The sequence below is a fragment of the Aliihoeflea aestuarii genome (genome assembly GCF_024105665.1).
GTDB lineage: Bacteria > Pseudomonadota > Alphaproteobacteria > Rhizobiales > Rhizobiaceae > Aliihoeflea > Aliihoeflea aestuarii.
The window spans coordinates 122,415-144,863 of the sequence record NZ_JAAAMK010000002.1; the positions used below are offsets into that span (position 1 = coordinate 122,415).

Annotated in this window: 25 protein-coding genes; 16 read left to right on the plus strand and 9 right to left on the minus strand. The window is 62.2% G+C overall.

The window, feature by feature from the left end; translation table 11 throughout:
• Window position 1: 1 nt before the first annotated feature.
• Complete coding sequence (gene topA, locus GTW25_RS04835; protein WP_252910837.1) at window positions 2-2,653, minus strand: type I DNA topoisomerase; 2,652 nt, start codon at window positions 2,651-2,653, stop codon at window positions 2-4.
• 234 nt (window positions 2,654-2,887) lie between these two features.
• Here topA and GTW25_RS04840 point away from each other — a divergent pair, with 234 nt between their 5' ends.
• The gene (locus GTW25_RS04840; RefSeq protein ID WP_252910838.1) at window positions 2,888-3,130 is read left to right on the plus strand and encodes a hypothetical protein; all 243 of its coding nucleotides are present in this window, start codon (window positions 2,888-2,890) and stop codon (window positions 3,128-3,130) included.
• Here the strand turns inward: GTW25_RS04840 and dprA are convergent.
• The 4 genes from dprA to GTW25_RS04860 are packed head-to-tail and all read right to left on the minus strand — an operon-like array spanning window position 3,092 to window position 7,095.
• Window positions 3,092-4,237 carry a DNA-processing protein DprA gene (gene dprA / locus GTW25_RS04845; protein WP_252910839.1) on the minus strand — a complete coding sequence of 382 codons (1,146 nt, stop codon included), beginning with the start codon at window positions 4,235-4,237 and terminating at the stop codon, window positions 3,092-3,094. The two genes, GTW25_RS04840 and dprA, sit on opposite strands and share 39 nt — an antisense overlap.
• Window positions 4,234-4,815 (minus strand): glycerol-3-phosphate 1-O-acyltransferase PlsY, encoded by a 582-nt coding sequence (gene plsY, locus GTW25_RS04850; RefSeq protein WP_252910840.1) that lies wholly within the window; start codon window positions 4,813-4,815, stop codon window positions 4,234-4,236. Before plsY ends, dprA begins: the two co-directional genes overlap by 4 nt.
• 46 nt (window positions 4,816-4,861) lie before the next feature.
• Window positions 4,862-6,151, minus strand: a complete 1,290-nt coding sequence (locus tag GTW25_RS04855) for a dihydroorotase (RefSeq protein ID WP_252910841.1) — start codon at window positions 6,149-6,151, stop codon at window positions 4,862-4,864.
• Window positions 6,148-7,095, minus strand: a complete 948-nt coding sequence (locus GTW25_RS04860; RefSeq protein ID WP_252910842.1) for an aspartate carbamoyltransferase catalytic subunit — start codon at window positions 7,093-7,095, stop codon at window positions 6,148-6,150. The genes GTW25_RS04855 and GTW25_RS04860 overlap by 4 nt, the downstream gene beginning before the upstream one ends.
• A 159-nt stretch (window positions 7,096-7,254) precedes the next feature.
• Here GTW25_RS04860 and GTW25_RS04865 point away from each other — a divergent pair, with 159 nt between their 5' ends.
• Window positions 7,255-8,883, plus strand: a complete 1,629-nt coding sequence (locus GTW25_RS04865) for an acyl-CoA dehydrogenase family protein (protein ID WP_252910843.1) — start codon at window positions 7,255-7,257, stop codon at window positions 8,881-8,883.
• On the opposite strand, the gene GTW25_RS04870 is transcribed toward GTW25_RS04865, so the two are convergent.
• Window positions 8,865-9,803 (minus strand): AEC family transporter, encoded by a 939-nt coding sequence (locus GTW25_RS04870; RefSeq protein WP_252910844.1) that lies wholly within the window; start codon window positions 9,801-9,803, stop codon window positions 8,865-8,867. The genes GTW25_RS04865 and GTW25_RS04870 overlap by 19 nt on opposite strands.
• A gap of 182 nt (window positions 9,804-9,985) precedes the next feature.
• Here GTW25_RS04870 and GTW25_RS04875 point away from each other — a divergent pair, with 182 nt between their 5' ends.
• Both GTW25_RS04875 and GTW25_RS04880 read left to right on the plus strand, forming a co-directional pair.
• Complete coding sequence (locus GTW25_RS04875; protein WP_252910845.1) at window positions 9,986-10,495, plus strand: hypothetical protein; 510 nt, start codon at window positions 9,986-9,988, stop codon at window positions 10,493-10,495.
• The gene (locus GTW25_RS04880) at window positions 10,492-10,818 is read left to right on the plus strand and encodes a DUF6105 family protein (protein WP_252910846.1); all 327 of its coding nucleotides are present in this window, start codon (window positions 10,492-10,494) and stop codon (window positions 10,816-10,818) included. Before GTW25_RS04875 ends, GTW25_RS04880 begins: the two co-directional genes overlap by 4 nt.
• Here GTW25_RS04880 and ruvX read toward each other — a convergent pair.
• The gene (gene ruvX / locus GTW25_RS04885; protein ID WP_252911402.1) at window positions 10,739-11,239 is read right to left on the minus strand and encodes a Holliday junction resolvase RuvX; all 501 of its coding nucleotides are present in this window, start codon (window positions 11,237-11,239) and stop codon (window positions 10,739-10,741) included. The genes GTW25_RS04880 and ruvX overlap by 80 nt on opposite strands.
• 78 nt (window positions 11,240-11,317) lie before the next feature.
• Here ruvX and GTW25_RS04890 point away from each other — a divergent pair, with 78 nt between their 5' ends.
• From GTW25_RS04890 to GTW25_RS04910, 5 genes are all read left to right on the plus strand, one after another.
• On the plus strand, window positions 11,318-12,025 hold the full coding sequence (locus tag GTW25_RS04890; RefSeq protein WP_252910847.1) for a metal-dependent hydrolase: 708 nt from the start codon (window positions 11,318-11,320) through the stop codon (window positions 12,023-12,025).
• A gap of 85 nt (window positions 12,026-12,110) precedes the next feature.
• A complete protein-coding gene (gene gatC / locus GTW25_RS04895; protein ID WP_252910848.1) occupies window positions 12,111-12,398 on the plus strand; it encodes an Asp-tRNA(Asn)/Glu-tRNA(Gln) amidotransferase subunit GatC in 288 nt (95 codons plus the stop codon).
• A 2-nt stretch (window positions 12,399-12,400) separates the two neighbouring features.
• Window positions 12,401-12,871, plus strand: coding sequence for a GNAT family N-acetyltransferase (locus GTW25_RS04900; RefSeq protein WP_252910849.1), 471 nt, complete (start codon window positions 12,401-12,403; stop codon window positions 12,869-12,871).
• The gene (gatA, locus tag GTW25_RS04905) at window positions 12,868-14,349 is read left to right on the plus strand and encodes an Asp-tRNA(Asn)/Glu-tRNA(Gln) amidotransferase subunit GatA (RefSeq protein ID WP_252910850.1); all 1,482 of its coding nucleotides are present in this window, start codon (window positions 12,868-12,870) and stop codon (window positions 14,347-14,349) included. Before GTW25_RS04900 ends, gatA begins: the two co-directional genes overlap by 4 nt.
• Window positions 14,350-14,368: 19 nt before the next feature.
• Window positions 14,369-15,157 carry a YdcF family protein gene (locus GTW25_RS04910; RefSeq protein ID WP_252910851.1) on the plus strand — a complete coding sequence of 263 codons (789 nt, stop codon included), beginning with the start codon at window positions 14,369-14,371 and terminating at the stop codon, window positions 15,155-15,157.
• A 6-nt stretch (window positions 15,158-15,163) separates the two neighbouring features.
• Here the strand turns inward: GTW25_RS04910 and GTW25_RS04915 are convergent, their stop codons facing one another.
• Entirely contained in the window at window positions 15,164-15,919 is a 756-nt protein-coding gene (locus tag GTW25_RS04915) for a DUF599 domain-containing protein (RefSeq protein ID WP_308206229.1), read from the minus strand.
• A 210-nt stretch (window positions 15,920-16,129) separates the two neighbouring features.
• Here GTW25_RS04915 and GTW25_RS20430 point away from each other — a divergent pair, with 210 nt between their 5' ends.
• The 5 genes from GTW25_RS20430 (at window position 16,130) to GTW25_RS04935 (ending at window position 19,806) form a co-directional block, all read left to right on the plus strand.
• Window positions 16,130-16,264, plus strand: coding sequence for a hypothetical protein (locus GTW25_RS20430; protein WP_290127905.1), 135 nt, complete (start codon window positions 16,130-16,132; stop codon window positions 16,262-16,264).
• 177 nt (window positions 16,265-16,441) lie between these two features.
• Window positions 16,442-17,842: an L-serine ammonia-lyase gene (locus tag GTW25_RS04920; RefSeq protein ID WP_252910852.1), complete on the plus strand. Its 1,401-nt coding sequence runs from the start codon at window positions 16,442-16,444 to the stop codon at window positions 17,840-17,842.
• A 62-nt stretch (window positions 17,843-17,904) separates the two neighbouring features.
• Window positions 17,905-18,339 (plus strand): DUF1489 family protein, encoded by a 435-nt coding sequence (locus GTW25_RS04925; protein WP_252910853.1) that lies wholly within the window; start codon window positions 17,905-17,907, stop codon window positions 18,337-18,339.
• A 46-nt stretch (window positions 18,340-18,385) separates the two neighbouring features.
• On the plus strand, window positions 18,386-19,120 hold the full coding sequence (locus GTW25_RS04930; protein ID WP_252910854.1) for a VWA domain-containing protein: 735 nt from the start codon (window positions 18,386-18,388) through the stop codon (window positions 19,118-19,120).
• Window positions 19,120-19,806, plus strand: a complete 687-nt coding sequence (locus GTW25_RS04935) for a DnaJ domain-containing protein (protein WP_372493081.1) — start codon at window positions 19,120-19,122, stop codon at window positions 19,804-19,806. Before GTW25_RS04930 ends, GTW25_RS04935 begins: the two co-directional genes overlap by 1 nt.
• Window positions 19,807-19,851: 45 nt before the next feature.
• Here GTW25_RS04935 and GTW25_RS04940 read toward each other — a convergent pair whose 3' ends face one another.
• The gene (locus tag GTW25_RS04940; RefSeq protein ID WP_252910856.1) at window positions 19,852-21,330 is read right to left on the minus strand and encodes a serine hydrolase; all 1,479 of its coding nucleotides are present in this window, start codon (window positions 21,328-21,330) and stop codon (window positions 19,852-19,854) included.
• Window positions 21,331-21,549: 219 nt separating this feature from the next.
• On the opposite strand from GTW25_RS04940, the gene GTW25_RS04945 reads away from it, so the two are divergent.
• Window positions 21,550-21,879, plus strand: coding sequence for a phasin family protein (locus GTW25_RS04945; RefSeq protein WP_252910857.1), 330 nt, complete (start codon window positions 21,550-21,552; stop codon window positions 21,877-21,879).
• 286 nt (window positions 21,880-22,165) lie between these two features.
• Entirely contained in the window at window positions 22,166-22,444 is a 279-nt protein-coding gene (clpS, locus tag GTW25_RS04950; RefSeq protein WP_252911404.1) for an ATP-dependent Clp protease adapter ClpS, read from the plus strand.
• Window positions 22,445-22,449: the final 5 nt, after the last annotated feature.

Sequence of the window (22,449 nt, forward strand, 5' to 3'; positions counted from 1 at the left end):
CCTAGTCCTTCGCCTTCTTGGCGGCCGGCTTCTTCGCCGCCGCTTTTTTCTTCGGGGCCGACTTGGTCTCGCCATCGGCTTTCGCAGCTTTGGCCTTCGCCTTCGGCGCGGCTTTTTTCTTCGGGGCCTTACCGCCCTTTGCCGCTTTCTCCGCGATCATCGTCAGCGCTTCCTCGACCGTCACGGTCTCGGGAGACTTGCCCTTCGGCAGCGTCGCGTTGATCTTGCCCCAGTTCACGTAGGGGCCGTAGCGCCCGTCGCGCACCGTGATCTTCCCGCCTTCGTCGGGGTGGTCGCCAAGTTCTTTCAGCGCGGCAACGGCGGTGCGTCCGCCGCCATTGGCGAACCTGGACTTCTTCTCGGCAATGACCGTCACGGCGCGATTGAGGCCGATGGAGAAAACATCCTCGATGGTTTCCAGATTGGCGTAAGACCCGTCATGAAGCACGAACGGGCCGTAGCGGCCAAGTCCGGCCGAGATCATCTTGCCCGACTCGGGATGCTTGCCGACATCGCGCGGAAGCGACAGCAGCGCCAGCGCCTTTTCGTGGTCGATGTCCTCGACCTTCCAGCCCTTCGGCAGGCTCGAACGTTTGGCTTCCTTGCCCTCGCCACGCTGGACATAGGGACCGAAGCGGCCGCTCTTCAGGACGATCTCTTCATTGGTGTAAGGATCGGTGCCGAGGACCTTGTCTCCCTCGACCGCATTGCCGTCGCCATCGCCCGGACCATCGAGCTGGCGGGTAAATCCGCATTCGGGATAGTTCGAGCAGCCAACAAACGCGCCGAATTTGCCGAGCTTCAGCGACAATTGCCCCGATCCGCATTTCGGACAGATGCGCGGATCGCTGCCGTCTTCGCGCGGCGGGAAGGCGATCGGCGCCAGTTCCTCGTTGAGCGCATCGAGAACTTCGGTGACGCGCAGTTCCTTGATGTCGTCGACATGGCCCGAAAAATCGCGCCAGAAATCGCGCAGAACGTCCTTCCAGGCGAGCTTTCCATCGGAAATCTGGTCGAGCTTTTCTTCGAGGCTCGCGGTGAAGTCGTATTCGACGTAGCGCTCGAAGAAGCTTTCGAGGAAGGACGTGACGAGCCGACCCTTGGATTGCGGCACCAACTTGCGCTTTTCGTTGGTGATGTAGTCGCGGTCCTCGAGAGTCTTCAGCGTCGCGGCATAGGTGGACGGGCGGCCGATGCCCAGTTCTTCCATCTTCTTGATCAGCGAGGCTTCCGAATAACGCGGCGGCGGTTCGGTCGAGTGCTGCGTGGCGTTGATCGCATGTCGGGCGAGACTTTCGTTCGCACCGATCTGCGGCAGACGCTTTTCGTCGTCGTCCGCATCCGGCGCGTCTTCGTCCTTCTGCTCCGTATAGGCAGCGATGAAACCATCGAAGCGGACAACGGAACCGACGGCACGAAGGCCGGCCGTCTTCGAGCCATTCGCGGCTTCGATCTCAACCGTGGTGCGCTCGATTTCGGCCGGCACCATCTGGCTGGCGATGGCCCGCTTCCAGATCATCTCATAAAGGCGCGCCTGATCGGCATCGAGATATTTGCGAATCTGATCGGGCGTGCGCCAGAAATCGGTCGGGCGCACGGCCTCGTGCGCTTCCTGAGCGTTCTTGGCTTTGGTCGAATAAAAGCGCGGCTTTTCCGGCCGATAGCGGTCACCGAACCCCTTGCCGATCTGCTCGCGCGCCGCCTCGATCGCCTCGGGCGCCATCTGCACGCCGTCGGTTCGCATATAGGTGATGAGGCCGGTCGTCTCGCCGCCGATTTCGATGCCTTCATAAAGGCGCTGCGCGACCTGCATGGTTCGCGATGCCGAAAACCCCAGGCGCGAGGACGCGGCCTGCTGCAGTGTAGAGGTGGTGAAGGGCGGTGCGGGATTGCGCTTGGTCGGCTTCGCCTCGACGGAGGCGACCTTGAACGATGCGCCTTCGAGCATCGCCTTGATTTCGTCGGCTTGGTCCTTGTTGCCGATATCGAGCTTTGCGAGCTTCTTGCCTTCATAGGCCGTCAGCCGGGCTTCGAACCGGTCCTTGCGCTCGGTATCGAGGAGAGCGGCGATCTGCCAGTATTCCTCGCGAACGAAGCGCTCGATCTCGCCCTCGCGGTCGCAGACGAGGCGCAGGGCAACCGACTGCACCCGGCCGGCCGACCGCGCGCCCGGCAGCTTGCGCCACAGCACGGGGGACAAAGTGAACCCGACGAGATAGTCGAGCGCACGGCGCGCCAGATAGGCGTCGACCAGCGGCACGTCGATGTCGCGTGGATTGGCCATGGCGTCGGTCACGGCCTTTTTGGTGATCGCGTTGAACACCACCCGCCTGACGGGCTTGTCCTTGATCACCTTCTTCTGGCGCAGGACCTCCAGCACATGCCACGAGATCGCCTCACCCTCGCGATCCGGATCGGTCGCGAGGATCAGGCTGTCGGCCTCTTTCATGGCCTTGGCGATGTCGCCGAGCCTTTTCGAAGAGGGCGAATCAACCTCCCAGGACATGGCGAAGTCCTCGTCCGGCCGCACCGACCCATCCTTTGCGGGAAGGTCACGAACGTGCCCGAACGAGGCGAGCACCTTATAGCGCGAGCCCAGATACTTGTTGATTGTCTTGGCCTTGGCGGGCGATTCGACGACGACGACGTCCATGTTTTCGGGAAATCTCCTGGCTGCGTGTAGCGATGCAGCCTTTCACTATCTTCGAATATATGGCCCGTCACATGGCGGCGCGGCGCGGTCCGGTCAAGGGAAAACGCAGCAACCCATTGGAGAGGACGGCTAAAAACGCGCATAGGTTGTATAATTTTGTGATTGCAATCAACGTTTCGTGCATCCATTCTCGGATTATCAAAAGTTGTAACACGGCATTGATCCGCAACCAAAATGACATGCAAGCACGATGCCGAAACCGTCAGGGAGCCCTTTATGCGGCAGGCACGCACTCGTAACACCGATACACTCGAGTTCGTGCATTCCATGCTCGGTCAGTTGCGCCGTATGGCCGAGGATGAGCAGCATGAAGTTCTGGCCTATATGATCGAAATGGCCTGTATCGAGGCGGACGATACGCTTAGGGACATACGCGGTTCACTGGTCAGGAGCGGTCAGGGAGACAGCGCCGCCTGAGTGACGTTCCAGGCGTCCGGCAAGGTCGAGCTCGAGCAGAAGCGTGGCAACGACGCGGGCGGGCAGACCGGCATGGCGCACGATCTCGTCGACGGGCATGGGGACTGGCCCCATTGCTTCGACCAGCAGGTCCTGCGCATTGGCCGGCGGTCGATCGCCCACATCTTCGTCCTCTGCCTGCGGCGGTGCATTATCCGGCTCGCGCAGCGTTGGGGCGGGCGCTCGTCCGATCATCGGCGCCAGTTGCTCGATGACATCCGTGCCGGATAGCGTCAGGACGGCGCCGTCCTTCAGGAGGCCGTTCGAACCGGCTGCGCGCGGATCGATCGGGGAGCCCGGTACGGCGAACACCTGGCGGCCAAGATCCCCGGCAAGTCGCGCGCTGATCAGTGAGCCGGACCGCTGCGCGGCCTCCACCACGACGAGGCCGAGGCCGAGGCCCGCGATCAGCCGATTTCGGCGCGGAAAGTCGCGTGCTCTCGGCTCCCAGCCAAACGGCATTTCGGTGATCACCGCGCCCTGCCGGGCGATCCTGCCGATAAGTTCCAGATTCTCGGGCGGGTAGGGCTTGTCCAGCCCGCCGGCGAGCACCGCTACGGTGCCCGTGTCGAGGCTTGCCCAATGCGCGGCGGCATCGATCCCGCGCGCCAGGCCGGAGACGATCGTGAAGCCGGCCTGTCCCAGTTCGCCGGCGAGCAACCTCGCCATCTTCGCGCCCGATGCCGAGGCATTGCGCGCGCCGACGATGGCGACGGCCGGAGCCGAAAAGACCTCGTCGCGTCCCATCACGGTGACGAGCGGCGGCGGGACGTCCATGTGGCGCAGCATAGGTGGATAGTCGGCCTCGCCGACGGCGATGATCCGCCCGCCGAAACGTCTTACTCGATCGAGTTCGGCTTCTGCCTCGGCTGCCGTGGCGATGCGGATCTTTCGTTTGCCGCCCCGCGCGGCAAGATCCGGGAGGGCATCGAGAGCGGCCTTGGCTGATCCATATCGATTGATCAGATCGCGAAAGGTCGACGGACCGACATTGTCGGAACGAAGCAGCCGCAGCCAGTTCAGCCGCTGCGCGTCAGAAAGCCTGAGCGAAGCGGCGGGCGCATTCATCCTTTCGAACCGATCCGGCTCTCGGTGCCGGCAATCAGCCGGCTGATATTCGCGCGATGCTTGGCAAAGACGATCAGGCTCATGATCGAAAAGGCGATGGCCGCATCGCCGAAGCCGAGTAGAAGAAGCGTGATCGGCACCGCAACGCAGGCGATCAGCGCGGACAGCGACGAAAAGCGCGTGAGATACGCCGTCGCGACCCAGATGATTGCGAAGACGAGCGAGGCGAGCCCGGAGACCGCAAGGAGGATGCCGAGATAGGTCGCGACGCCCTTGCCACCCTTGAAACCAAGCCAGACGGGAAAGAGGTGGCCGAGAAAGGCACCGAAACCGGCGATGATGCCGAGGCCGACTCCGTACTGGTTGGCGACGACGACCGCCACCGTGCCTTTGAGCGCGTCCAGAAGAAGGGTCGCGGCGGCGAGTTTCCTGTTGCCGGTGCGCAGCACATTGGTGGCTCCGATATTTCCGGAGCCGATCGATCGCACGTCGCCGAGACCGGCCACGCGGGTCAACAACAGACCGAAGGGGATCGATCCGAGAAGATAGCCGAAAAGGAGGGCAGCAACGAAAATCATCAAATGTCCATGGCGCGAGGCGGGGTAGGGATTACGGCCCTCGGCGTCATTCTTGCGCGAAGACCGTGCGGCCTGCAACCAATGTGCGCATCACGCGTCCCTGAAGGCGCGCGCCTTCGAATGACGTGTTCTTCGAAAGCGAGACGATATCGGCTTCGCTGACGACCCATGGCGCATCGAGATCGACGATGGCGATATCCGCCGGCGCGCCGGTAATCAGCGTACCGCCTGCGATGCCAAAGCGTTTCGCCGGGTTGGTCGACAGCACCTCGACGAGGCGCAGCAGTCCGACATCGCCATTGTGGTGCAATCGCAGTGCAACGGCGAGCAGCGTTTCGAGCCCGATCGCACCGCTCGCGGCTTCGGCGAAAGGCAGGCGCTTGGTGTCGACATCCTGTGGGTCGTGCGCGGAAGTGACGATGTCGATCGTCCCGTCTCGCAGCGCCTCGATCATCGCCAGCCGATCGTCCTCCGCGCGAAGAGGCGGAGACAGCCGGAAGAAGGTCCGGTATTCGCCGATGTCGTTCTCGTTAAGCGCGAGATTGTTGATCGATACGCCCGCCGTGACGTCCGCGCCGTCGTCCTTGGCGCGGCGGATCGCGCGGGCGGACATCGCGGCCGAAATCTTCGCGGCATGGTAAAGACCGCCGGTCAGCCGCGCCAGCATCAGATCCCGTTCGAGCGGGATGGCCTCTGCTTCGCGCGGGCTTCCGGGCAGGCCGAGCCAGCTTGCGAACAGCCCTTCGTTCATGACGCCGGACGAAGCGAGATCGCGATCCTGCGTCTCATGCGCGATCACCGCGCCGAAATCGCGCGCATAGGTGAGCGCGCGGCGCATCACGAGCGCGTTGTCGATCGTCTTGCGGCCCTCGGTGAAGAAGACGGCGCCGGCCTGTTTCAAAAGGCCAAACTCGGTCATTTCGCTGCCATGCAGCGCCTTCGTCACCGCGCCGGTCGGCAGGACATTGACGGTAGCCGTGTCGCGCGCCGTGCGCAGCACGAATTCGACCAGCGACACGTCGTCGATGACGGGATCGGTGTCCGGCATCATGGCGATCGTCGTGACGCCGCCGGCAGCGGCCGCGGCGCTCGCGGACGCGATCGTTTCGCGATGCTCGGCGCCCGGCTCCCCGATATGGACGCTCGTATCGATCAGGCCGGGAATGATTGTCAGTCCCGCGCAGTCGATGATTTCGGCACCGTCCGGCGCGCCCTGATTGAGCACTGAGGCGCCGGCATCGGCAATCTTGCCGTCGAGAATCACGACGCTGCCGGTTTCATCGAGATTTTGCGAGGGATCGACGATCCGGCCTCCCTTGAGCACGACCGGCTTCACGATGCCGCTCCTTCCAGAAGCGCTTCCATGACAGCCATGCGCACCGCGACACCCATTTCCACCTGTTCCTGAATGACGCTTTGCGGTCCGTCGGCGATGGCGGAGGCGATCTCGACGCCGCGATTCATCGGGCCGGGATGCATGACGAGCGCATCCGGCTTCGCATGCGATAGCTTGGCCTGGTCGAGCCCGTGATAGCGAAAATATTCGCGCACGGACGGCACGAACGCGCCCGCCATGCGCTCTCGCTGGAGGCGCAGCATCATGACCACGTCGGCGTCGGCCAAGGCGTCCTCGAGCCGCGCAAACCTTTCGACACCCATTTGCTCGATGCCGCTTGGCAAGAGCGTGGACGGGGCCGCGACACGAACACGCGCGCCGAGTGCATTCAAAAGAACGATGTTGGAGCGGGCGACGCGACTGTGAAGCACGTCGCCGCAGATCGCGACGGTGAGACCGGCGATGCGTCCTCGGGCGCGGCGAATGGTCAGCGCGTCCAGCAGCGCTTGCGTCGGATGTTCATGCGCACCGTCGCCCGCATTGACCACCGCGCATCCGACCTTCTGCGCCAGAAGCGCGGCAGCGCCCGCTGCCGAATGGCGGATGATGAGAATGTCCGGCCGCATGGCGTTGAGCGTCATCGCGGTGTCGATCAGCGTCTCGCCCTTCTTCACCGACGAACTGGCGACCGACATGTTCATCACGTCCGCGCCGAGCCGCTTGCCGGCCAGTTCGAACGATGCCTGCGTGCGCGTCGACGCTTCGAAGAAGAGATTGATCTGCGTGCGGCCGCGGAGGGTGGCACGCTTCTTGTCGGCCCCGCGCGAAATGGCGACGGCCGCTTCGGCACGGTCGAGCAGGTTCTCGATGTCGAGGGGCGACAGCCCCTTGATGCCGAGAAGATGGCGATGAGGATAGGGCGGGAAGGGCGCTTGCGCTGTCATGTTGGAGGCTTCCTATAGGCAAGCCTTGCCGGTGTCGCAAGCGAGCGTCGTCACCGAGACAAATTTACTCCCCGGGATTTTCATCGAAGGGGCTGGCGTGCTTTGATCGGCAAACGCACCGCGCATGGCGGAATCGCCGAGAAACGGGAAGGATTTGCAGTGAACCACGAGGTTACGAACCAGACGCCGCCGATCGCAGGATCGAACGCCTGGCGCTCCGACCCGCTTTTGATGCAGCTTGGTGAAGGCTTTTCCGACGTCGCACGCAAGGACCTCGATCTGCTCGGCAAGTTCGTGCGCAACAGCGAAGCGCTCGATCTCGCGCGCCTTGCCAATACGGAAGTTCCGAAGCTGCGCACACACGATCGGCAGGGGCGGCGCCTTGATCAGGTCGAGTTCCACCCCGCCTATCACGCCCTGATGCGTCGTTCGGTTTCGCTCGGCATCCATTCCTCGATCTGGGAAAACAACGAATCGGAAAAGGGCAAGCGTCATCAGGTGCGCGCCGCGCGTTTCTACATGACGGCCGGGCTCGAATGCGGGCATCTGTGCCCGATTACCATGACGAGCGCGGCGCTTGCCGCGCTGATGGCAAGCCCGAAGCTTTTTCGCGAGTGGGCGCCGCGCGTGACGACGCGCAAATACGATCAGGCGTCCAAGCCGCCCGTCGAAAAGACCGGCCTGACCATAGGCATGGGTATGACGGAGAAGCAGGGCGGCACCGATGTGCGCGCCAACACGACGATGGCGGAGCGCGTCGGGACAGGGTTCCATCGCCTGACCGGCCATAAATGGTTCATGTCCGCGCCGATGAGCGACGCGTTTCTAGTTCTGGGACAGGCGCCCGAAGGGCTTTCCTGTTTTCTCGTTCCACGCGTGCTCAGTGACGGCTCGGCCAACGGGCTGGAATTCCAGCGCCTGAAGGACAAGCTCGGCAACCGCTCGAACGCCTCGTCGGAAGTCGAGTTCAACGGCGCGATCGGCGAGATGGTCGGCGAACCGGGTGCGGGCGTTAAAACGATCATGGATATGGTCACGCTGACGCGGCTCGATTGCGCGCTCGGCAATTCGGGCATCATGCGCGCCGGCCTCGCCGAGGCGGTCCATCACACGCGCCACCGGCAGGTTTTTGGATCGGCCCTTATCGATCAGCCGCTGATGCAGCGCGTTCTGGCTGACATGGCGCTGGACGTGGCCGCTGCCACCGCGCTCTCGCTGCGCCTTGCGCGCGCCTTCGATGAGGCGGCGAACGACCGTACGGAGGCGGCCTTCGCCCGCGCGATGACGCCCGTCGTCAAATACTGGACGTGCAAGATCGCGCCCGCATTGCTTTACGAGGCGATGGAATGCCTCGGCGGCAACGGCTATGTCGAGGATGCGCCGCTCGCGCGGCACTACCGCGAAGTGCCGGTCAATGCGATCTGGGAAGGTTCGGGCAACGTCATGGCGCTCGATGTCCTGCGCGTGCTGCGCCGTGGCATCGGTCCGTTCGAAGACGTCCTGGCATCGATCGAGAGGGAACTGGGCGCAAGCGGTCCCGGCACGACACAGGTTCTGCGGGCCGCAATGGACGTGGCGGTCAACGATGAAGGATCTGCCCGCATCCTGACCGAGCAACTCGCGCTTGCGGCGGCGGCGGCGGAACTGCGGCGGCTCGGTGCGGGCCAGATCGCGGACGCCTTTGCCGAAACGCGGCTCGGCGGACAGTGGCGCGCGACCTATGGCATGCTCGATGCGCGCTACGATTCACATATGATCATCGATTCGCTCTATCCGGAGCTGAGCTGAGCCGCCAGCGCGAGGATCAGCGGCATGGACAGGAACGACAGTGCGGTCTGGATTGTCGTCGAGGCCGCATAGAGTTCGGCATCGCCGCCGAGCTGCCGCGCGAGGAAGTAGCCGTTCATGGCGGTCGGAACGGCCGCGCAAAGCGCGAGATAGACGAGTTGCTCGCCCTGCAGGCCCATGGCCCAAGCAATCGAGATAAGAAGCGCCGGGAATACAAGGAGCTTGAGGAAAACGGGCAGCCACAACGCGAAGCGTAGCGAGGTCATGTCCGCCACGCGCAGTCCTGCGCCGATCGTGATCAGGCCCATGCCCAAAGCCGCGCTCGCAACGAGCACGAGCGCCTCGTTGATGGGGCCGTAAAGAGCGAAGGGCACCTGCCGCAGGACGACCGCCAAAAACGCTGCGAGGATGAGCGGATTGAGCACGACCGACATGCTGATCCGGCGCCAGTCGGCCTGCGAATTGGCAAAGCGCGTGACGACGATCACCGAGAAAACGTTGAGCGGAATGATGATGACCGCCATCACGAGAGCGACGACGGCGCTTCCTTCGGGCGGAAAAAGTTTCTGCGCGATGGCGAGCGCCATGAAGCCGTTCCAGCGCGTCGCTGTCTGAAAGACGGACGAATACTCGCTTGCCCGCACCAGCCCCGTGTCTCGCAGGACAGGCCACAGCGCCAGCACGAGACCCATCATCAGGAACAGCGCCAGAAGAAGAGCCGCAAGCATCGTATCCAGTTGCAGGCCAGAGAAATCGGCGTTGTAGATCGAGATGAACAAGAGCGCCGGATAAAGAAACCAGTAGGCGAGTTGTTCGAGCCCGGGCCAAACCTTCTGGTCGATGATAGACGCGCGGCGCAGCGCCATGCCGAGCGCGATCAGCAGGAAGATGGGCAACGTGCTTTCGAATATGGCGATCATGGCAGGTCAGGAAGGCGAGAGTACCGGGCGAGGGGTCGACCGAGGCGGGGTGAATGCCTGCCATAGCGCTCGTTCGTGGATAGATAAACCGTCAATCGGTGTGCGTTAACCTTAACGAAAGGTTTCGTTTGCCGTTGAGCGGTCCGAGGTCCAGTTTCCCTCATGGTTAAGAAAGGGCTTCCATGCGACGTGCGCTGACCGTCATCATAGCGTTTCACTGGGCCGCGATTCTGTGCGCCGGGGGCGTTCTGCATGCTGGTTCCGGCATGTCGGCCACCGCCGGAAGTGGGCTGGAGATCGGCTTGACGAGTATCGTGGTCGCCGCCCAAATCCTTGCCGCGCTCGCCTTCTTTTGGGTGTTGGTTTCCGTGCTGATGCACAGTGATAGAACAGCGGCGGGGCAGGGCGATGTCGGCAGGATCGCGATCGGTGCCGGTCTTGTCGCATCGACGATCGCCGCGCTCGCAACCTTCGGCGATCTGGCGGGTTCGCAGGTTTACGCCTTGCAGTTCGCCGGCCTGCTCGTCAGCCATCTGATCATGCAGTCCGAACGGCCGGTCGTCAATGAGCGCATCGGCGCCAACGACAACAGCAGGGCGACCGGCCGCCTTCTGGCGATGCTGGCCGCCACGGATGCCAAGATCAACCGGATGGCACGTTCGTCGGGTGGCCATGGAGACCATTCGCGATGAAATATATCCTGCTGTTTTGGGCGCTCCCAATGGGCCTTTTCTGGGGCTGGTACTATCTGTCCTACAACGACATGCATTTCGGCTATCTGATGCTAAGCCGCGTGCTGCACGATCATATCTTCGAGATTTACGGGAACATACTCGGCGTCGACCCCGCAATTCTTCCACCGCTCGTCATCCGGGCCTGTATCGTCGATACGGGGCTGATTTTCGCGATCTTCGCCTTTCGGCGGCGCAAGCAGATCAGGGAGTGGGTGCGTCGGCGCCAGGAGAATCGTCTGGTTGCAATGCATGAAGCCGGTCGAGAACGCCCTGCAGGATGAAGGCGGCGGCGGCCGAATCGATGCGCTGCACCCGCTTGGCGCGCGACACGTCCATCTCCAGAAGCGCGCGCTCGGCGGCGACCGTCGACAGTCTTTCGTCCCACAGCATGAACGGAAGTGCCGTCACCCGAGCCATATTCCGCACGAACGCTTTCGTGGCCTGCGCGCGCGGGCCCTCCGATCCGTCCATGTTGATCGGCCAGCCGATCGCGATCGCCGCGACGCCATCCTTCTTCATCTGATCGATCAGTGCGGCCGCATCCTGCGAAAACTTCCTGCGCAGGATGACGGGGCGGGGATGGGCGAAGCTGTGACCGATATCCGAAACCGCGACACCGATCGTTTTCGTTCCGAGGTCAAGCCCGGCGACCGGTTTTCCATCGGCCAGCGCGGCCAGTTGGTCAAGATCGATCAGGTTCATCTGCGGTTCCATCAGCTTTGACAATCATTGGCCTCGTCCTATCCTTTGTCACACCGAAAAGCGAAGAAAGGATAGGGCATGAACCTCACATGGTACGGGCACTCGGCCTTCAGGATCGAAACGGACGACGCGAAAATTCTGATCGATCCGTTCCTGACCGGCAATTCTTCCTGGGGCGAGGGATGGGAAGGTCCGGCGGAAGGTGTGACCCATGTGCTGCTCACGCACGGACACAATGACCATCTTGGCGATGCGCTGCCGATCCTGAAAAAGACTGGCGCGATGCTCGTCGCCAATGCCGAGATCGTGAGTTATCTGGCAGGCAAAGGTGTTTCGCAGGATAAAGTCAATCCGGGAAATCATGGCGGAACGGTCGATTGCGGCAGCTTCACCACGACATTCGTCGATGCGCGTCACTCGTCGTCCTGGACGAATGACGATGGAAGCAACGTCTATCTCGGCAACCCCAATGGTCTCCTGCTCCATTTCCCCGATGGCAAGTCCGTCTATCACATGGGCGATACCGATATTTTCGGGGACATGGCACTGATCAACGAGTTGCACCAACCCAAGATCGGGCTCGTGCCGATCGGTGACCGGTTCACGATGGGTGGCGCCGTCGCGGCGATGGCCTGCCAGCGCTTCTTCGCATTCGAAACCATCATTCCATGCCACTACGGTACGTTTCCGATCATCGACCAGAATGCCGACAAGTTCGTCGAAGGTATGAGTGACGCGTCGGGCAAGGTCGTCGTTCCGAAAATCGGTGAAGCAGTCGAAATCTGACCGAAGCGTCCCGCCCGTATTGCACCGCGAAGCCCGCGCCTTTATAGCGCGGGCTTGTTGTTTTTATGCTTGCTGCGGAGTCACCATGTCCGTCGATATCGCCACCGTCCGTCGCGTCGCGCGCCTTGCGCGCATTGCCGTTGCTGATGATGAGGCAGAGCGCATGACCGGCGAACTCAACGCCATTCTCGGCTTCGTCGAACAACTGGGCGAGGTCGACGTGACGGGCGTGGAGCCCATGACGTCCGTGACACCGATGGACATGAAGAAGCGCGTGGACGCCGTGACCGATGGCGGCAAGCCTGCCGACATCGTCGCCAATGCGCCGGCAACGGACGAGAATTTCTTCCTCGTCCCGAAGGTCATCGAATAGAGATGGCCGTCATCATCGCCAACGAAACGCCGCTTCAGGACGACGTGCGCCAGCTCGTCGCCGAACTCAACGCCTACATGCAGCCTCTGACGCCGCCGCAATTCCAGTTTCAACTGACCGTCGAGCAAATGGCTGAGCCGACAGTCACGGTTTTCGTCGCGCGCAACGAAGCCGGCGAGGCGATTGGCATGGCATCGCTGAAGGCGCATGACGCCGATCTCGGCGAGGTGAAGCGCATGTACACACTACCTGCCGTGCGCGGCCAGCGCGTCGGCTCCGCGCTTCTCCAGCGCGTCGAAAAACTGGCGCGCGATAAAGGCTTGTCGCGTCTTGTCCTTGAAACCGGCGAGGCGCCGGGCTTCGAAGATGCCTGGCGCGTCTACGAGCGCGGCGGCTACACCCAATGCGGTGCCGTTCTCGACTATCCCGATTCCGGCTTTTCCCGTTTCTACGAAAAGAAGCTTGCCCTATGACCGATCTGACCCGCCTGACGATTGCCGAAGCCCGCGCCAGACTGCGCGCGAAGGATTTCACGGCGCTCGAACTGACCGACGCCTATCTGGGTGCGATCGATGCGGCCAATGGCGAACTCAACGCCTATGTGAAGGTGACGCCCGACCATGCCCATAAGATGGCGGCACAAGCGGACGAGAATTTGGCGGCCGGCAAGGCCGGCGATCTCGAAGGCATCCCGCTTGGCATCAAGGATCTGTTCGGCACCGAAGGGGTCCACACGCAGGCGGCGAGCCATATCCTCGATAAGTTCGAGCCACGCTATGAATCGACGGTCACGGCCAATTTGTGGGCCGACGGCGCTGTCATGCTCGGCAAGCTCAACATGGACGAGTTCGCCATGGGCTCGTCCAACGAGACCAGCCATTACGGCCCTGTGAAGAACCCTTGGCGCGCGCAAGGCTCCAATGTCGACCTCGTGCCAGGCGGCTCGTCCGGCGGCTCGGCTTCGGCCGTTGCCGCCTGGCTTTGCGCCGGCGCGACCGCGACGGACACGGGCGGCTCGATCCGCCAGCCTGCCGCCTTCACGGGTACGGTCGGCATCAAGCCGACCTATGGCCGCTGCTCGCGCTGGGGCACGGTCGCCTTCGCCTCCTCGCTCGACCAGGCTGGGCCGATCACCCGCGACGTGCGCGACGCTGCGATCCTGTTGAAGTCGATGGCTTCGGTGGACGAAAAGGACACGACATCGGTCAATCTGCCGGTGCCGGACTACGAGGCGGCGATCGGCCAGTCGATCAAGGGCATGCGCGTCGGCATTCCGAAGGAATACCGCATGGACGGCATGCCGGAGGAAATCGAGACGCTCTGGCAAAAGGGCATCGCCTGGCTGAAGGACGCCGGTGCCGAGATCGTCGACATCTCGCTGCCGCACACGAAATACGCCCTGCCGGCCTATTACATCGTCGCGCCCGCCGAAGCTTCGTCCAATCTCGCCCGTTATGATGGCGTCCGCTACGGCTTGCGCGTGCCCGGCAAGGACATCACCGACATGTACGAGCAGACCCGCGCCGCCGGTTTCGGCCGCGAGGTAAAGCGCCGCATCATGATCGGCACATATGTCCTGTCGGCCGGCTATTACGACGCCTACTATCTGCAGGCGCAGAAAGTGCGCACGCAGATCAAGAAGGATTTCGAGGACGTGTTCTCCGCCGGCGTCGACACGATCCTGACGCCCGCCACACCATCCGCCGCCTTTGGCATCGCCGATCAGGACATGGCGTCCGACCCGGTGAAGATGTACTTGAACGACATCTTCACGGTGACGGTCAACATGGCGGGTCTGCCGGGCATCGCAGTTCCGGCCGGTCTGGATTCGAAAGGTCTGCCGCTCGGGCTTCAGCTTATCGGCCGCCCGTTCGAGGAAGAGACGCTCTTCCGTACGGCCCATGTGATCGAACAGGCGGCAGGACGGTTCGAACCCACGAAATGGTGGTGACGCAGCGAGCGGGCAGCAGATGTTCTTCTACCTTTCCAAGATCTTCTGGCTGTTCGCTCATCCCCTCAACCTGACGGGAATCCTGCTCGGCGTCGGGCTGGTACTGCTCGTGTTCCATTGGACGCGGCTGGCCGGCGCGTCCTTCGCACTGGCATTTCTCGTGGTCGCGCTATCGACATGGACCTCGCTCGGCGCGCTGGCGCTGCATCCGCTCGAGGATCGTTTCGCACGGCCTGCCCCCGCGCCGGAGACCATCGATGGCATCATCGTTCTGGGCGGCGGCTTTGAGGGCGCGGTCAATCTGGCTCGTGGCGGCTACGAACTGAACGCCAGCGGCGACCGGTTCGTGGAAACCGCTGTTCTGGCAAAGCGCTATCCGAATGTGCCCGTCGTGATTACTGGTGGAAGCGGCTCGATGATTCTGGACGGCGAGGGCGACGCGGACACCGCGCCGCGCCTCCTGGTCGCGCTCGGCGTCGGCCCCGAACGGCTGGTGCTCGAAAACCGCTCCCGCAACACCGATGAGAATGCCCGGTTCACGCGGGACATGGTCGATCCTCAAGCCGGACAGACCTGGCTGCTCGTAACCTCGGCCTTCCACATGCCGCGCTCGGTGCTCCTGTTTCGCAAGGCCGGGTTCGACGTGACGCCGTGGCCGGCCGATTACCGTACGGCCGGTACGGAGACACTGGGCTTCGCGCAGAGCAATTCGATCACCAATCTTCACATTACCACGATCGCGATCCGCGAATGGATCGGCTTGGTCGCGTATCGGCTGACGGGACGCACCGACCGGATATTGCCCTGACCAGAGTTAATCGAGCAGCGCCTGACGCGCGGCCGAGAAGAACTGTCGCCGGATGAGAACGAAAAGCGTGCAGGTTGTCGTGGCGATGAAAACCCACGGGCCGATGAACCAGCCGAGATAGCCAAGCGCGAAGAAGATTGCCCGCAACCCGGCATTGAAGTGCTTGCCGCCAAGTTGGTTCATGCGCGCCGCACGCACGACGGCGCGTTCGACCTCATGCTCGTCCGCAATGTGATCGCCACGCATCGGCACCGCGCCGATCAGGATCGAGCAGTAATTGAAGATGCGATAGGCCCAGCCGAACTTGAAGAACGCATAAGCCAGAATGGCGGCGAGGCCGAGAACCTTCGCTTCGAAGACCGGCGCTGCGACCTGTTCGGTCACCGGAAAATCTCCGATGACCGCGACCACCCGGTCGCTCGAACCCAAAAGAGCAAAGCAACCGCCGAGCGCGATGAGCGCGGACGAAGCGAAGAACGCGGTACCCTGCTGGAGGCCCATCATGATGTTGGTATCGATCATCCTCAAATCGCGCCGCGCCATCGTTCGTATCCAGCTTTCACGCTGGCGGTTCATCAGCGACGTCAGAGTGGGCCGTGTGTTAAGGCGTCCCTGCGTCGATTGGGCGAAGAGAACCCAGCCGACGAGAAAGTAGGCAAGTGCCGCCGCGTCGAGCGGCTCCTGGAAAATGGAATCGACGATCATCACATGATGATAGTGCATCGGCGCGCGCGGCGCGCGCCTTGCTTTCGCCCAATGCATTACCGATTTGCGACTGTGAACTTTCGTATAAGTAACGGATTTTATTTAAAACCCATCCGTAAACGTGATCGTTGCACCGCACAATGCCACTCAATTGCCGTATTTTGGGATTGCAACGCGCCGCGAACAGGTCTACCGGTTCTCTCGCTGGCGCGAAGAACGAACACGATAGATCGCATAGGCAAACGATAATCATCAAACGGGAATTTCATGGACGATAGCGTTCAGAGGTCCTGCTGGGGCGTAACCGCCAAGGCAGTGATCGGTTTCGCCGGTATCCTTCTTCTGGCCTGGTTGGTCGGTGGAGCCGGTGCGGACGCCGCGGTCATTATCACCGCCGGCTGATCTCAAGACACGATGATGAATGGCAGGTCCTGCCGTAAGAATTCGAGGCCGCGGGAGCATCCCGCGGCCTTATTCATTTGGCCTATGTCGCTTTCGGATCATGCGAAGTCGGGCGGCGTCTCTCATCGGATGGACGCTCACGCGAATGATCCCACCAGCCAGAATTTGGAGCCATGAATGTTTCTGTCCGTATTCGACCTCTTCAAGATCGGCATCGGACCTTCGAGCTCCCACACAATGGGGCCGATGTCGGCTGCCGGACGCTTTCTCGACGAACTCGCCGGCGACGACTGGCCGAAGCCGGCCGGAGCGGCCGTTGCAAGGCTCGCCGTCAGCCTTCATGGCTCGCTGGCATTTACCGGCGTCGGGCATGGCACCGACCGCGCGGTGATCCTTGGATTGACCGGCGCGACACCGCAGACGGTGAACCCGGACAAGATGGACGCCGTGATCGAAACGGTCGCCACCGAAAAAACCGTCACGCCGCCGGGGCATCCAGCCTATCGCTTCGATAGCGCCACCGATCTCGTCATGGATCGCAAGCACCCCCTGCCGGGACACGCCAATGGCATGGCGTTCCACGCCTATGACCGCAATGACAGGCTGCTTCTGAAACGCATCTACTATTCGATCGGCGGCGGATTCGTCGTTTCGGAAGAAGAATTGCAGCGTCTGGCCGCGCGCGGCCCGGAAGGGCAGGCGGGTGACGTGCCATTCCCGTTTCGCAATGCCCGCGAAATGCTGGAAATGGCCCAAGCATCGGGAAAATCCATTGCCGAGATGAAGCGTTCCAATGAGGAAACACGCCAGTCGCGCGATGAACTCGATGCCGGGCTGGACGCGATCTGGGATGCGATGCGCGGCTGCATCGAGCGTGGCTTAAGCCAGGACGGCATCATGCCGGGCGGCCTCAAGGTGCGCCGCCGTGCACGCCATCTGCACGACACGTTGCAGGAACAGTGGCGACAGAACCGGCCGAACCCGCTGCTCGCGAATGACTGGCTTTCAGTGTACGCGATGGCGGTCAACGAGGAAAATGCGGCCGGCGGCCGCGTCGTTACCGCGCCCACGAACGGTGCGGCAGGCGTCGTGCCGGCCGTCATGCGCTACTGGCTGCATTTTCATCCCGAAGCAGATCAGGCAGGCATACGTGACTTTCTGTTGACGGCAGCGGCGGTCGGCGGGATCGTGAAGCACAACGCGTCGATCTCGGGCGCCGAAGTCGGCTGTCAGGGCGAGGTTGGCTCAGCATCCGCCATGGCGGCGGCCGGACTGGCGGCCGTGATGGGCGCAAGCCCGGAGCAGATCGAGAACGCCGCCGAGATCGCGCTCGAACATCATCTCGGTATGACCTGCGATCCGATTGCCGGTCTCGTTCAGGTGCCGTGTATCGAGCGGAACGCGCTGGGTGCTGTCAAGGCTGTGACCGCCGCATCGCTCGCGATCAAGGGCGACGGCAAGCATTTCGTGCCGCTCGATGCTGCCATTGAAACGATGCGCCAGACCGGGCTCGACATGAACGACAAATACAAGGAAACGAGCCTCGGCGGGCTCGCGGTGAACGTCGTCGAATGCTGATCCTGTGGACAGGCGTGCGCCCGGCCTTTGAGTTGCCGCGAAGGAACGCCTAACTACGGGGCATGGCTCTCAACATTCTCAAGCTCTGCGTCGGCTGCGATTCGATCGAAGATCTTCAGTCCTGGATCGATGAGCGCGGCGCGCGCATGCGCGCAGCCGGCCAGCCGGTCGAGCATTTTCACACTACCCGCATGGTACCGAAGCGCGTCGACGAGCTGCTGGACGGCGGATCGCTTTATTGGGTCATCAAGGGCGGCGTGCAGTGTCGCCAGAAGCTGGTCGATGTGCGCCCATTCACCGATGGCGACGGCATCGGTCGCTGCCATCTGATGCTCGACAGCGAACTGACGCCGACCAATTGGCAACCGCGACGGCCTTTTCAGGGCTGGCGATATCTGCGCCCTGAAGATGCGCCCGCCGACCTTGGCGGCGGATCGGCTATGCGCGAAATGCCGCCCGAACTGCGCCGCGAACTGGCCGACCTCGGCCTTCTTTGATGGCGGCCGCCTTGCCTTGTCGGTTTCGAATCCACATTTTTCGTCAATGAAAGACAAGACGCCGACCAGACCGAAGACCACCAATACGCCAGCCGACCGCAGCGATCCGAGCGCCGTGTCGGCATTTTTGAAGCAGGCGCGGGCGTTGTCCGCGTCGCGTGCGCCGGGTGCGAAGAAGGGTCGGCTCATCCTCGCGCTCGACGCTACGATGAGCAGGCAGCCGACCTGGGACCTTGCCTGCACGCTTCAGGCGGACATGTTCGACGCCGTCGGAAAGACGGGCCGCTTGGAAGTGCAACTCGTCTACTTTCGTGGATTCGGTGAATGCCGATCGTCGAGATTCGTGGACGATACGGCGCGGCTCAAGGATTTGATGGTCAGGATCGATTGTCGCGGCGGCCATACGCAGATCGGCAAGGTGCTTTCCCACACGCTGAAGGAAACCGAAACGCAGAAGGTCGATGCGCTGGTCTATATCGGTGATGCCATGGAGGAAGAAATCGACGATCTCGCAGACATGGCCGGCAGACTGGGCCTGAAGGGCGTTCCTGTCTTTATGTTCCAGGAAGGCCACGACGCGACCGCAGAACACGCATTCCGCGAGATCGCGCGGCTGACGCGCGGCGCCTGGTTCCGCTTCGACCGTAACTCCGCTTCCATGCTTGCAAAGCTTCTGTCGGCCATAGCGGTCTACGCTTCGGGCGGATACACGGCACTGGAGGCGAGGGGCGGACGCGAAGACATGCTGTTGATCGAAAACATGCGCGGCAATTCGAGATGATGCTCTATGTGATCACGGGCGTCGCTGTCGCGCTCGGTCTCTTCTATGTCTTCATGCGGGCGGACGCTGCGAAGATCGCGCTCAGCCTTCGCCTCGTCGGACCGATCGTCCTGGCTATTTTCGGGGCCGGCATGATGCTGATCGGCCGCGTGGGAATTGGCGGCATGGCGCTGTCGGCGGCACTCGGCTGGTATGGCGCGGGGCGGGTCCGCCGCAATGCGCGACCGACGCCAGGCAAGCGGTCCCATGTCCGAACCGCCGCGCTTGAAATGGAACTCGACCATGACAGCGGCGAACTGGACGGCGTCGTCCGGGCAGGTGCTTTCGACGGTCGGGCGCTCGGCGATCTGAGCGAGGAGCAACTCTTCGAACTTCACGCCGAACTCCAAGGCGACGGTGAAAGCCGCCAGCTACTTGAGGCGTATCTTGACGGCCGTCTTCCCCTCTGGCGCGAGAACCCGCAGGCGGATGTCGGCGGCGGGGAAACTCGCGCGCCAGCTTCTGGCCCCATGACTAAGCAGGAGGCCTACCAGGTCCTTGGTCTTGAACCGGGTGCTGGCGCGGCGGATATCCGAAAGGCCCATCGGCGCCTTATGCAGAAGCTGCATCCCGACCTTGGCGGCAGTTCTTTCCTGGCGGCCCGGATCAACGAAGCCAAGGACGTCCTGTTGTCCACTCACGGCTGATTCTCCTTCGACAAATTACAAATCCCGGAGAGCGGGAACTCCAGATTACATCTGCACCGCGTAGCAGGCGATGTCGTAGTTCTTGAGCGAACCACACGCGTTCCATGCCTGATCCTTGCCGGCAAAGCCCGAAAAGCGCGCGCGGTAGTAGGTTCGGCCATTGTGTTCGAATGTCTCGGTGAAGGGTTCCGCACCGCTCAGCACGTTCGATGCACGCGACTTGGCGGATGCCAGGAATGAATTCGCCTCGCTTTCGGACGGCATCGATGCCACCTGAATGACCCAGCCGCTCGCCTGTGTAGAAGACGTCTGGACAGGATCAACGTTCGAGCGCTCCTTGACCGCTTCGAGTGCGGCCGGAACGGCCTGCGACGGGATCGGGGAGGGCGGTGTCGGCCGGGCAGAGGGAACGGCGCCCGCGAACGCCATCTGGATGCGTTCGGCGACCTCGTCGGTACCTTCGGCCGCCGCGACCGGGGCAGGAGCAGGCACGATCTGCGGCATCGACGGTTGCGGCGTGGATGTGGGAGCCAGCGCCAGTTCCATCGGGGCCGGTTCGGCTGACATGGCCGGGCGGAACTGAGGAGTGGCAATCGTTTGAGGAAGCTGCTGTGGCGAGGCGGCCGATGCCACGATCTGGCTGGTGGAACCACGCGCGACGAGCATCTGCTTGCTGCCACGCGAGGCGCGGGGCAGATACTCGCGGATCAGTTCGACCATGTGGTCGTCACGGGTGCGTCCCGAACGTCCGCCCATGACGACGGCGACGATCGAGCGGCCGTCATCTTGAACAGAGGAGACGAGGTTGAAACCGGATGCGCGGATATAGCCGGTCTTGATGCCGTCTGCGCCACGAACGCGCCCGAGAACCCGGTTGTGGTTGCCGAACCGCTGCTTGCCGAGCGTGAATTCACGCGTGCCGAAATAGGAATAATATTGCGGGAAATGCTCGCGCAGCGCGATGCCCAGGATCGCCATGTCGCGCGCCGTCGTCACCTGCCTGGAGTTCGGCAGGCCGTGTGCATTCTGGAACGTCGTCGAATTCATGCCGAGCTGGCGCGCTTTCGTCGTCGTCAGGCGTGCGAAGTTCTGCTCCGAACCACCCAAAAACTCGCCGATCGCGGTCGCGATGTCGTTTGCAGAGCGGGTGACGAGCGAATAGATCGCGTTTTCGGCTGTGATGGTCGAGCCGGCGCGCAGGCCGATCTTCGTCGGCGGTTCGGCGGCTGCCTTTGCGCTGATCGGGATCGGCGTCGACTTGGCGACCCGACCCGACTCCATCGCCTCGAAGAGCATATAGAGGGTCATCATCTTGGTGAGTGACGCGGGATACCGCTGCTCGTCGCCGTACCGGTTGAACAGCACCTGCCCGGTCTTGGCATCCATGACATAGGCTGCATAGCGCGGATTGGCCGACGCCTGGGCGGCAAAGCCGGCGATCAGGGCGATCGCTGCGAGAAAGGAGATGATGACCTTGAGTACGGCCTGATGATGCGGACACATTCCGGCGAACGACTGACGCACAACTATACCCTTACAGATTTTTGTTGGTCGCATTCTGGCGAGCTTTACATCCCTCTAGGATTATCGGTCGGAGGTTACCGATCCGTTTATGGTAACCGCATCGTTCATAAATTCGCGTCAATCGGAGCAATATGTTTGCGCCGGCTGAGGAATTTGACCGATTGTGCGACGCACGATATCGTTGGGCGATGCAGCATAAACAGTCAAAGGTTCCCGTTTATGATTCACTCCTTCGATGACGCCGGAAAACTCGGCAACGAAATCGCTGATACCGGGCTGAAGAGCATTGCTTCGGTTTCGAAGAACATGCAGGCGATCGCCGTCGAGGCCACGGAATATTCGCGCCGCGCTTTTGAACAATCAGGTTCGACCGTCGCAAAGCTTTTGCAGACCAATTCGCCGGAGAGCGCGGTGCAGCTTCAGATGGACTTCGCCCGACAGGCATATGAAAGCTTCATAGGTCAGGCCTCGCGCATGGGCGAACTCTATGCGGACATGGCGAAAGAGGTCTACAAGCCCTTTGAAACGCTTGGTGCGAAGCACCGTTAGGCATCGCTTTTCTTGCACTTTTCGCAGACGAAGGCCGTGCGGGTGCGCGGCCTTTTTCTTTGGCGGTGCGGGCTTTGAAAAATATTGTCGTCGTCGTGATCCCGGGCCGTATTGTCACCACCGGCGAAGGGCTTACAATCGAGTCGAGACGACCTTACATGACGCTTCCGAGGCGGGAGTGGAAGGATTGGGAAGGCGAGTGAAGAGCAGCAGTTTCGGCAGCGATGCGCCAAGGGCGCAGGCGGGCGACAATGAGAACGGTGGGCCTGGCCGGGGCACGGCGGTCATCACCCGTACGAAGACGAAAACCAAGAAGCCCAGCCTGTACCGCGTGCTGATTCTGAACGACGATTACACACCGATGGAGTTCGTCGTTCATGTGCTCGAGCGCTTCTTCCAGAAGGACCGCGATGCGGCGACCCGCATCATGCTTCACGTACACAACCACGGTGTCGGCGAATGCGGCGTCTACACCTTCGAGGTCGCAGAGACCAAAGTGACGCAAGTCATGGATTTCGCCAGACAGCATCAGCATCCGCTGCAATGCGTGATGGAAAAGAAATGAGGTAT

Coding starts and splice junctions, on each gene's coding strand:
- topA (WP_252910837.1), bottom strand. CDS start 2,653: ATGGACGTCGTCGTCGTCGAATCGCCCGCCAAGGCCAAGACAATCAAC.
- GTW25_RS04840 (WP_252910838.1), top strand. CDS start 2,888: ATGACATGCAAGCACGATGCCGAAACCGTCAGGGAGCCCTTTATGCGG.
- dprA (WP_252910839.1), bottom strand. CDS start 4,237: ATGAATGCGCCCGCCGCTTCGCTCAGGCTTTCTGACGCGCAGCGGCTG.
- plsY (WP_252910840.1), bottom strand. CDS start 4,815: ATGATTTTCGTTGCTGCCCTCCTTTTCGGCTATCTTCTCGGATCGATC.
- GTW25_RS04860 (WP_252910842.1), bottom strand. CDS start 7,095: ATGACAGCGCAAGCGCCCTTCCCGCCCTATCCTCATCGCCATCTTCTC.
- GTW25_RS04870 (WP_252910844.1), bottom strand. CDS start 9,803: ATGATCGCCATATTCGAAAGCACGTTGCCCATCTTCCTGCTGATCGCG.
- GTW25_RS04875 (WP_252910845.1), top strand. CDS start 9,986: ATGCGACGTGCGCTGACCGTCATCATAGCGTTTCACTGGGCCGCGATT.
- GTW25_RS04880 (WP_252910846.1), top strand. CDS start 10,492: ATGAAATATATCCTGCTGTTTTGGGCGCTCCCAATGGGCCTTTTCTGG.
- ruvX (WP_252911402.1), bottom strand. CDS start 11,239: ATGAACCTGATCGATCTTGACCAACTGGCCGCGCTGGCCGATGGAAAA.
- GTW25_RS04890 (WP_252910847.1), top strand. CDS start 11,318: ATGAACCTCACATGGTACGGGCACTCGGCCTTCAGGATCGAAACGGAC.
- gatC (WP_252910848.1), top strand. CDS start 12,111: ATGTCCGTCGATATCGCCACCGTCCGTCGCGTCGCGCGCCTTGCGCGC.
- GTW25_RS04900 (WP_252910849.1), top strand. CDS start 12,401: ATGGCCGTCATCATCGCCAACGAAACGCCGCTTCAGGACGACGTGCGC.
- gatA (WP_252910850.1), top strand. CDS start 12,868: ATGACCGATCTGACCCGCCTGACGATTGCCGAAGCCCGCGCCAGACTG.
- GTW25_RS04910 (WP_252910851.1), top strand. CDS start 14,369: ATGTTCTTCTACCTTTCCAAGATCTTCTGGCTGTTCGCTCATCCCCTC.
- GTW25_RS04915 (WP_308206229.1), bottom strand. CDS start 15,919: ATGCATTGGGCGAAAGCAAGGCGCGCGCCGCGCGCGCCGATGCACTAT.
- GTW25_RS20430 (WP_290127905.1), top strand. CDS start 16,130: ATGGACGATAGCGTTCAGAGGTCCTGCTGGGGCGTAACCGCCAAGGCA.
- GTW25_RS04920 (WP_252910852.1), top strand. CDS start 16,442: ATGTTTCTGTCCGTATTCGACCTCTTCAAGATCGGCATCGGACCTTCG.
- GTW25_RS04925 (WP_252910853.1), top strand. CDS start 17,905: ATGGCTCTCAACATTCTCAAGCTCTGCGTCGGCTGCGATTCGATCGAA.
- GTW25_RS04930 (WP_252910854.1), top strand. CDS start 18,386: ATGAAAGACAAGACGCCGACCAGACCGAAGACCACCAATACGCCAGCC.
- GTW25_RS04935 (WP_372493081.1), top strand. CDS start 19,120: ATGCTCTATGTGATCACGGGCGTCGCTGTCGCGCTCGGTCTCTTCTAT.
- GTW25_RS04945 (WP_252910857.1), top strand. CDS start 21,550: ATGATTCACTCCTTCGATGACGCCGGAAAACTCGGCAACGAAATCGCT.